This is a genomic window from Chamaesiphon sp., from assembly GCF_041738855.1.
Taxonomy (GTDB): Bacteria; Cyanobacteriota; Cyanobacteriia; order Cyanobacteriales; family Chamaesiphonaceae; genus Chamaesiphon.
Genome location: NZ_JBGSPA010000118.1, coordinates 1 through 7193, shown reverse-complemented (window position 1 = coordinate 7193; position 7193 = coordinate 1). Strand labels below are relative to the sequence as shown.

11 protein-coding genes are annotated in these 7193 nt (G+C 44.1%); 10 read left to right on the top strand and 1 reads right to left on the bottom strand.

Going from position 1 to position 7193, the window contains the following annotated elements:
• Positions 1 to 79: 79 nt before the first annotated feature.
• A complete protein-coding gene (locus tag ACEW9I_RS11050) occupies positions 80 to 361 on the bottom strand; it encodes a hypothetical protein (RefSeq protein WP_373540390.1) in 282 nt (93 codons plus the stop codon).
• A 20-nt stretch (positions 362 to 381) separates the two neighbouring features.
• Between ACEW9I_RS11050 and ACEW9I_RS11045 the strand changes: the two genes are divergently transcribed.
• From ACEW9I_RS11045 to ACEW9I_RS11000, 10 genes are all read left to right on the top strand, one after another.
• Positions 382 to 732, top strand: a complete 351-nt coding sequence (locus ACEW9I_RS11045) for a hypothetical protein (protein WP_373540389.1) — start codon at positions 382 to 384, stop codon at positions 730 to 732.
• Positions 733 to 832: 100 nt separating this feature from the next.
• The gene (locus tag ACEW9I_RS11040) at positions 833 to 1207 is read left to right on the top strand and encodes a DUF6876 family protein (RefSeq protein ID WP_373540388.1); all 375 of its coding nucleotides are present in this window, start codon (positions 833 to 835) and stop codon (positions 1205 to 1207) included.
• 4 nt (positions 1208 to 1211) lie between these two features.
• The gene (locus tag ACEW9I_RS11035; protein WP_373540387.1) at positions 1212 to 1532 is read left to right on the top strand and encodes a hypothetical protein; all 321 of its coding nucleotides are present in this window, start codon (positions 1212 to 1214) and stop codon (positions 1530 to 1532) included.
• Between the two features lie 432 nt (positions 1533 to 1964).
• Complete coding sequence (locus ACEW9I_RS11030) at positions 1965 to 2519, top strand: single-stranded DNA-binding protein (RefSeq protein ID WP_373540386.1); 555 nt, start codon at positions 1965 to 1967, stop codon at positions 2517 to 2519.
• A 101-nt stretch (positions 2520 to 2620) separates the two neighbouring features.
• The gene (locus tag ACEW9I_RS11025) at positions 2621 to 2941 is read left to right on the top strand and encodes a hypothetical protein (protein WP_373540385.1); all 321 of its coding nucleotides are present in this window, start codon (positions 2621 to 2623) and stop codon (positions 2939 to 2941) included.
• Positions 2942 to 3034: 93 nt separating this feature from the next.
• Positions 3035 to 4171, top strand: a complete 1137-nt coding sequence (locus ACEW9I_RS11020) for an RNA-guided endonuclease InsQ/TnpB family protein (RefSeq protein ID WP_373540384.1) — start codon at positions 3035 to 3037, stop codon at positions 4169 to 4171.
• 119 nt (positions 4172 to 4290) lie between these two features.
• Positions 4291 to 5298, top strand: a complete 1008-nt coding sequence (locus ACEW9I_RS11015) for a phosphoadenosine phosphosulfate reductase family protein (protein ID WP_373540383.1) — start codon at positions 4291 to 4293, stop codon at positions 5296 to 5298.
• Positions 5250 to 5939 carry a hypothetical protein gene (locus tag ACEW9I_RS11010; protein WP_373540391.1) on the top strand — a complete coding sequence of 230 codons (690 nt, stop codon included), beginning with the start codon at positions 5250 to 5252 and terminating at the stop codon, positions 5937 to 5939. The genes ACEW9I_RS11015 and ACEW9I_RS11010 overlap by 49 nt, the downstream gene beginning before the upstream one ends.
• Before the next feature lie 94 nt (positions 5940 to 6033).
• A complete protein-coding gene (locus ACEW9I_RS11005; RefSeq protein ID WP_373540382.1) occupies positions 6034 to 6522 on the top strand; it encodes a macro domain-containing protein in 489 nt (162 codons plus the stop codon).
• A gap of 38 nt (positions 6523 to 6560) precedes the next feature.
• Positions 6561 to 6953, top strand: a complete 393-nt coding sequence (locus ACEW9I_RS11000) for a hypothetical protein (protein ID WP_373540381.1) — start codon at positions 6561 to 6563, stop codon at positions 6951 to 6953.
• Positions 6954 to 7193: the final 240 nt, after the last annotated feature.

Below are 7193 nucleotides of genomic sequence, written 5' to 3'. Positions count from 1 at the left end.
AATCAATGTTTTTTCAACTATTAATGATATTGATGGTGGATTTTAATGTGCCAAAAATTGAAAAAATTCTGCTGTTAGCCTAAAAGTGTTGAAATGCCTGAGTTTGAGGAGACAAAACTTCATCGAACTCAGGTTTATAGGTAACTGTTCTCCCAGGCTTACCCATCGATTGAGTCGCATCCAAAGTTAGTCCCGAAGCCGCCAAAGTCGCTGCATACAATCCCGACAAGTCGATTCGCTCCTTACCTGTTGTCGAAATCTTCACATACCCACATTCCTTAGCAGTTTCTCGCTTACTTAAATGAGCGAGATTCTTGATTTTTTGAAGTAGAGCATTACCCGTTAGTGGTAAATCAACCATTCCAGGCTCTATCAATAAACTTGGTTTTTATCATTAAGGAAATGTTTGCTGCCAATACCAATAATTATGCACAGCTTTATCCTGAATGGGATCGCGTAGATTTCGATCGGCATTGGGGGTCTACTGGTGGATATCTAAAAACTGGAACAATCAATCTTGACTATATTCAGTTAAGCCAGGAAAATCCAGCTTTATTAGTTCAAGCTCTCTATTTTTGGATGATAGAAAGCTATGAATTTGAAGGGCAATCCCCGATCTACAAGTTAGTTGAGGCAATAGCACAACAAGCTGCTTTTAGTGTTATCACCAAGAAAATGCCGATCGTTTATGGCATTCCGAGTAATGGTAATCCGATCGTTACCTACCCTTAAAGCAAGAGAGCGATCTAATTAGATCGCTCTCTTGCTTTCCTACAATCTGTGTGCGCTTGCGCGGATCGGATCTAGATTCCTATACTCACCCAAATCATTTATGCTCTCAGCTACCGAAATTCAAGAAGCCCTAACGCATTTTCATGGCAGCGAAACAGTCCATACTCTTGAAATGTACGATCCAAAGGTAATTTTCTTCACAGAAGGAGTGCAATACCTCCAAGATAGTGCAGATTGCTTTTGGTTAATAAATGCAATCGCCAGCCACCAATCTCAAATATTTCCCCCAGCTAATAACTTCCAGGTTTGGCATCTGGTAGTTGATGGTACTGCGGCTCTCCTCACATGTGAAGATGGAAATGGTAATCAGTTAGCTCGTCAAGAAATACGCAATACTGATTTCCCGTTACCAGAAATTAAAATCTGGGTCACAACCCGCGATCGGATCTTCCTGTTATTACCCAGTGAGTATTAATCTCATGATTACCTTTCAAACATACTGCGATCGCCTTCACGCATCTGGTAAACGGGTTGATTTCTTAGCTGCCTGTGAATTCGGGCGCATGGACAGCGATCGTTATGATTTTATTCAACAATATGCGGTCGCTGACGATCGCGTCCTCGATCTTGATGAATTTGAAATGAAATCTCAAAGTGCCGGATTACCCATATTTAACAGTATCCAGATCGTCTCTTGGGCTGGAGATTTTACCAGTTCAGATGATATAGACGGGAGGCTTATAGTCCAGCATACTCTCATAATTGCCAGAAGAAAGGGTATCTTCCTCGAATGTTCCTAGTTCACTAAATAGAGATCGATCCAATTAGATCGATCTCTATTCATATTAACTACAAATAGATATTATGCGCCTCAGACCATTCATTTACAAGCTTGTCAAATCCATTTTCAAGAACAAGGGGGTTCTCCTTGCAGAAGACTACTCCATCGGTTCTTACCAAAGATCTAATGGAGAGCGATCGTATGCAGTGTTATCCAAAAATGGCGATATCTATTTTGAAACTCTCGAACCAACTCCGGCTATTGCTTATTTCGTGGATTTAGTTGGAGAAAGAGATACTGCTAGAGCAATCGATCTTTACATTTCAAAGAACTAATTGAGTCTGTTTGTGGGAATACTAAGATAGTAATCATCAACTAATAGTCTTTAGCAAAAACTGGGTTGCGCTTACGCGTTTCGGATTTAGAAATTCATTAATTAATATCAAGTATTATGCGTAACATTGCACTTTCAATTAACGTCGTCGAAGCTACTCTCAATGGTACAATTATTAGCGGCAAAGGTACTTTTGGTAAGAATAACGATCCAATCGAATTTACCAGTAGTAAATTTCTGGAAAATGTTATCAAACCTAACGCGACGATCGTTGCTGTAGGTATGCTGACATCTAACGTTGTTGATAATTTTACAGCTTTAAGCCTGAAAATCACTCAAGCTGGCGTGGTTCCCACTGGTACGTTAATCAACTCAATTAGCGTACTGGGTAGAGCCAGTGCTGACCCAGTAGTCTCCGCTACCAAGGACAATGAAGACATTACTAAATTCTCTCTAGCCGTAAAAGCTGGCAAAGATATCACCAACTGGTATGCAATTGCAGCATTCGGTAAAACAGGTGAAATCCTCAAAAACTTTGTTGTCAAAGGTAAAGAGGTTGCTCTTAGCGGTCGAATTGGTCTGTCCACATGGAAGAACAAAGAGACTGGGGCGCAATGCTCCAAGCTAGAGTTGACCGCTGACAGTGTGACTCTGATTTCTTCTAAACAATAATCACCTTCAATCCTCACTAGGACTGTCTCACATACTCAGCCAGAATCATTACGGTTCTGGCTTTTTTTGCATCCCATTACCACTTACCCCCGATCGATCCAATGATTTCTTGCGAGAACTGCTCCCACTGCCATAGCTGGAATTTTCACGGCTCGATCGATGAGCCACCCGATTCCGGCTGGGAATGCCATCACCTCGAACACTCAGATCGTCGCGAAGATTTCGACCATCTATCCTCAGATCTAGAGATGGTAGCGATCGCCAGAGACTGTCCTAGTTACGAACAGAAAGTACCAGAGATCGATTACGACCCCGACTTCTACGATCCAACTGAAGACGCGATCGATACTCCCGATCGCGAAACGCTCGATCTGATTACATGCTTCCGCGACCACCCTATCTACCAGAAGAATTGGGGTTAGAGCCTCCCCTTTTAAGGGGACTTTCTTCATGTTTTAAGGTTTCCGACTATTCCTATGACAACCATGCTATCATAGAAGCAGGAGGAAATTAAGATGCTCGTTCTCGAATTTAAGGCTTACGCAAAACTAAATCAATTCCAAGCGATCGACGAAGCGATTAGAATTTGTCAATTCATTCGTAACAAATCGATTCGGCTATGGATAGATGGTGGTGCTAAATCTTGGTTCGATCTTTCTAAGTACTGTGCAATTTGGGCGCGTGAGTTTGATTTCGCTAATAAGTTAGGTGCAATGGCTCGACAAGCCAGTGCTGAAAGAGCTTGGGCTAGTATCTCCCGCTTTTACGATAATGTCAAAAAAGGGATAAAGGGTAAAAGAGTTGGGTTTCCTAAATTTCAAAAAGACTGCCGCTCGGTTGAATACAAAACTAACTCTTGGAAGCTAGCTGAAGATAGAAAGTCAATCACTTTTACCGACAAGTGCGGAATTGGTAGATTGAAGCTCAAAGGTACTCGCGACCTTAACTTCTACCAGCCCGACCAGATTAAACGAGTACGATTAATCAAACGAGCAGATGGGTATTATGTCCAATTTTGCATTTCTGTAGATAGAGTAGAAGTTTTGCCGATGACAGGTAGAACGATTGGATTAGATGTAGGACTAAAAGAGTTCTATACCAATTCAAATGGTGAAATCATCCCTAACCCCAGATTTCTGCGGAGAGGTGAAGCACGGTTGAAACGTGCCCAGCGTCTTGTAAGTCGGAAGGTAAAAGGTGGAATGAATCGTCGTAAATCTAGAGTGGTTGTAGGCAAGAGACATCTCAAAATAAGTAGGCAGCGTAAAGATTTTGCAATTAAGCTTGCAAGATGCGTAATATCGTCAAACGACGTAATAGTTTATGAAGATTTGAGAGTGTCCAACCTAATCAAAAATCACTGTCTAGCCAAATCAATCAGCGATGCTTCTTGGTATCAATTCAGAGTTTTTTTAGAATACTTTGGAAAGGTGTTTGGCAGAATTACCATTGCGGTAAATCCTGCATATACTAGCCAAGAATGCAGCAATTGTGGGGAAGTCGTTAAAAAGTCTCTATCTACTCGTACCCATGCTTGTCAGTGTGGATGTGAGATGGATCGAGATCGTAATGCCGCAATTGTAATTCTTAATCGCGGAATAAGTACGACGGGGCACGTCGGAACTTCGATTCTTGAAATCGTAAACGCTTAGGGAGATTGAACCTCTGGGCTAGGTGCAGTAATGTTCTTAATTTAAGTTCGGTCGAAGATCTAAGAATCCTTGTATGTTTATATCAAGGAGTGTCAACTAGCCAATTTAGACCTCTATGTGTGAAACAACTTACCCTATTCAAAGATTTAGGGGTAGAGCTAGTTCCACCCCTAGAAATTCAATTACCCAATCCCAGCGATGTTTTCAAGTACATCATCTGCCTTAGCGGTGGTAAGGATTCGATCGCTTGTCTCCTATGGGCGATCGAAGAACTAGGTGTCGATCGCCTAGAAATTTGGCATCACGAAATCGACGGCACAGGAGCTAACTTTGCTGATTGGAAAGTCACCAAGCCCTACTGTAAGGCGATCGCCGAACACTTTGGCATCCCCATTTACTTCAGTTGGCTCGGTGGCGGCTTTGAAGGTGAATTACTACGGGACAATGTACCCCATCGCGAAACGTGGTATGAAACCCCCGACGGTCTGATGAGTTCTGGGGGAAATGGGAAGCCAAATGTCCGCCGTCGCTTCCCGTCGAAATCCGCCGATCTCCGTGTGAGATGGTGCTCATCTAGCTTGAAGATCGATGTCTGTCGAGCAGCAATTGCGAACCAGGAAAGATTCAAGGATAAGACGATCGTCGTTGTCACGGGCGAACGTCGCCAAGAATCCCAGAACCGCGCCAAGTATGCTTTTGCCGGAGAATACATGGCTCCCACCAAACGGGGACGGCGAGTATACCAGATCCGCCCAGTTCTCGACTGGACGATCGAAATGGTCTGGGAGAAAATTGCCCAGTACAAGATCCGACCGCATCCCGCATATCAGTGGGGAACTGGAAGGCTCAGTTGCCGTACCTGTATCTTTGCTAGTCCCGCTCAATGGGCAACGATCCGTAGGGATTACCCAGCGACATTCGATCGCATCAGTAGTTTGGAGCGAGAACTAAATCACACGATCGATGCCAAGTACTCAGTAGAGCAACTAGCCGATCGCGGTGTTCCTTATCCCCATCAACCAGACATCGCCGCCCTTGCCGATAGTGAGACTTGGGATTTACCCATTATCGATCCTAATTGGCAGTTACCACTTGGTGCTTTCGGCGAGCAGAATGGGGCTTCCTGATACTGCGATCGATCCAATTGGGTCGATTGCTTTTTTCAGAGTCCATTCGCTTACGCGTATCAGTTTTAGTTAATTTCAACGTACTTACAATACCTACTTTATCCCTTCCATCTCCAGTTGCAACTTCACCCGCCCAAATTATCCGTACAGTTTCTAACTGGCAAGAAGTCGCCGAATACACTCGAAATCTCCTCACCACCAAAGCTGGCATTGAAACCGCTCAATGCGCGAGAGGACGACAAAACCTCTGGTTGCAAGCCGAGCCAAATTACGCCAATGGTACTTATACCAGCGGCGTGAAAGACGATCGACTGTGGACGTTTCTCAAACGTCTTGCACCTTCAGCCGATCTCGCTCAAGTTTTCGGCGGTAACGTCGCGATCGGCTGGCATCGTGACGCGGCTTATGCTTATTCTAAAGCCTGGTTATTTGCACTAGGCAAGTCCACTTTCCAGATTGAGTCGCGAGAAATCAAGTCGCGACAGGGCGAAATCATTACCCCCAGCGAAGTCTTCTCCTTCGACCTCAACGGCGGTGAACTCCTCCAGTTTGACTGTAAGTGTCGTCATCGTGCCACCAATGTCGATCCACAGCGCATCGGTATCGGTTTGTGGTCTGCAAAGATCCCTTTGCCTGTTTAGTCACCTTAGCATCCCAAAAGAAATCAGCGAATCTATCGGATCTGCTGACTTCTCTTGGATTCTATTACCTATACCCTTTACCCGAATTCCCATTATGTATCAGTTCATCACCGGAAACATTTTTAACTCCAACGCCCACACTCTTGTCGATGCTGTTAACTGCCTGGGAATCAAAGGTGCTGGTCTAGCACTCCAGTTCAAGCAGAATTTCCCCAAATCCTTCGAGCATTACCGCGCCCATTGCCGTGATGGAGCCATGCAGCCAGGAAAGGTCTTGATTAGCAGCGAAGAAGGGGGATTATCGATCGTCCACTTCCCCACCAAGATCGATTGGCGTAACCCATCGAAACTGGAGTGGATCGAGTCGGGCTTAGAAGATCTGATTCATCAAGTCAATACCCGCCAAATCCAGAGTATTGCCATTCCTCAGCTCGGCTGTGGGCTGGGTGGACTCAACTGGGTTGACGTTCGTGCTCTGATTATTGCCGCAGCCGAGCGAATGCCCAATTGTCGCGTTGAAATCTATGGTGCAGCTCCTTTATCAGTTGCCAGACCACTTGTTAAAATTCGCAATCGCAAGTAGCCATTCACCAACCTTTATCTACCAACCCCTGACAAAAAATGAGAACCAGAACGTATAATCCAGCATCATCGATCGAACGTCAAAAATTAACCGATCTTATCTCAAGTGGTAAAACTGTCGTCTGTGCATCGCGTCCATTGCCAGGAGACGAATACTGGATAGGTGAGTGGTGTGGCGGTGTCCATTGGGCAATTGGGCAACTTTCTCAATTCGAGAAACAATGGGAACGCCTTGATGCTGCAATCATCTCACTAGTGAGTAATCAAGAACTATTAGTTCTTGCTAAGGATAAATATTACGAGAGAAGAAAAGTGTATCATCCTCTCGATCGCACATTAGATGATTCTGCATGGGAAAAATTCAGTACAGGAAAGAGCGATATGTCTATTGTCAAGATGATGATGCACGAAGCTAATTGGCTAAAAGAGTAACATCATCAACTTTTAGTATTGAGCGATCGAACAGTCAGCCTACTAGGGCTGGCTGTTTTTTGCGAGATCCTGTGCGCTTACGCGGATCGGGTTTAGAACTACCTACTAACCTGAGTTCGATGAAGTTTTGTCTCCTCAAACTCAGGCATTTCAACACTTTTAGGCTAACAGCAGAATTTTTTCAATTTTTGGCACATTAAAATCCACCATCAATATCATTAATAGTTGAAAAAACATTGA

Excerpts from the sequence above, each read along its gene's own strand:
- ACEW9I_RS11050 (WP_373540390.1), bottom strand. The coding sequence starts at position 361 with ATGGTTGATTTACCACTAACGGGTAATGCTCTACTTCAAAAAATCAAG.
- ACEW9I_RS11040 (WP_373540388.1), top strand. The coding sequence starts at position 833 with ATGCTCTCAGCTACCGAAATTCAAGAAGCCCTAACGCATTTTCATGGC.
- ACEW9I_RS11035 (WP_373540387.1), top strand. The coding sequence starts at position 1,212 with ATGATTACCTTTCAAACATACTGCGATCGCCTTCACGCATCTGGTAAA.
- ACEW9I_RS11030 (WP_373540386.1), top strand. The coding sequence starts at position 1,965 with ATGCGTAACATTGCACTTTCAATTAACGTCGTCGAAGCTACTCTCAAT.
- ACEW9I_RS11025 (WP_373540385.1), top strand. The coding sequence starts at position 2,621 with ATGATTTCTTGCGAGAACTGCTCCCACTGCCATAGCTGGAATTTTCAC.
- ACEW9I_RS11020 (WP_373540384.1), top strand. The coding sequence starts at position 3,035 with ATGCTCGTTCTCGAATTTAAGGCTTACGCAAAACTAAATCAATTCCAA.
- ACEW9I_RS11005 (WP_373540382.1), top strand. The coding sequence starts at position 6,034 with ATGTATCAGTTCATCACCGGAAACATTTTTAACTCCAACGCCCACACT.
- ACEW9I_RS11000 (WP_373540381.1), top strand. The coding sequence starts at position 6,561 with ATGAGAACCAGAACGTATAATCCAGCATCATCGATCGAACGTCAAAAA.